Source organism: Proteus sp. LHD240705, from assembly GCF_047921555.1.
Taxonomy (GTDB): Bacteria; Pseudomonadota; Gammaproteobacteria; order Enterobacterales; family Enterobacteriaceae; genus Proteus.
Window position 1 is genome coordinate 1 of sequence record NZ_JBLRMI010000031.1, and the last position, 822, is coordinate 822.

Below are 822 nucleotides of genomic sequence, written 5' to 3' on the forward strand. Positions count from 1 at the left end.
GTAGGTCGGGCGGTGGTTGCATAAGCCAAGCTGGTGGAGGGAGTGGTTTTGACTTTGGGACACTCGGCTTTGATGTACACCCGCTCAGGATGACGCTCGCTAATATCACGCAAGCGACTAATTTCATTCTTGGCATTCGCTAACTCCTGCGTATATTGAATATCCAGTTGGTTTAACCGCATTATGCGTGCTTGATAATCAGTATTAATAGACTTCTGCTCTTCGAGAGCTACTGTCAGTTTTTTGTTGGTATCTGTCAGTGAATTAATCCTATTAGCTTGCCAATTAATCACCCAATAGCCCCCCACAATGATGCCTACCATCACAATGACAGCATAGAGTTTCCCATATTTCATGATTAATACCGATGATGTGAGAGTGCAATCTGACAGCGTTTTTCTAAACTCACTGGGTCTTTAGTACATGAGTTATCAATCAAGAGATAAATACCACCAGCGACTGTGATGAGTAATATGAGGATAAAGCTGATAATGATGATTAAAGGTTTCCATGACATAGTGCTGACTCCGCTTCTCGACGACTGACAAGCCCTCGCCAAACCTTTCCTCCTGCATAAACCCAACGTTTCATTTCTTCACAAGCACCCGCTCTATCACCAGCGTTTAGTTTCTTAAGTAATGTTGAACGAGAAAATGCGGTTGTTCCCACATTAAAAGCAAAGGAATATAAAGCGGCTTTGGTGTAGTCATCGAGTGGTACTTTGATTAATGCATCGACTTGCTGTTGTGTCTTAATAAAATCGTTTTGTAATAACGCATCACATTCTTGTTGTGTGTATCTCTTACCTTGAATAATGTCTTT

Annotated in this window: 3 protein-coding genes and 1 pseudogene; all 4 read right to left on the reverse strand. The window is 41.6% G+C overall.

Annotated features, from left to right (window positions below; genetic code table 11):
- A partial coding sequence (rz1, locus tag ACNART_RS17845; RefSeq protein WP_416303683.1) for a lysis system o-spanin lipoprotein Rz1 occupies positions 1 to 127 on the reverse strand: 127 nt, incomplete at its 3' end.
- A pseudogene (locus tag ACNART_RS17850) lies at positions 66 to 356 on the reverse strand (lysis system i-spanin subunit Rz); the annotation flags it as partial. The pseudogene ACNART_RS17850 and the gene rz1, both read right to left, overlap by 62 nt.
- A 2-nt stretch (positions 357 to 358) precedes the next feature.
- A complete protein-coding gene (locus ACNART_RS17855) occupies positions 359 to 517 on the reverse strand; it encodes a hypothetical protein (protein WP_239739126.1) in 159 nt (52 codons plus the stop codon).
- The coding region (locus ACNART_RS17860; protein WP_416303682.1) for a lysozyme at positions 499 to 822 on the reverse strand (324 nt) is incomplete at its 5' end. The genes ACNART_RS17860 and ACNART_RS17855, both read right to left, overlap by 19 nt.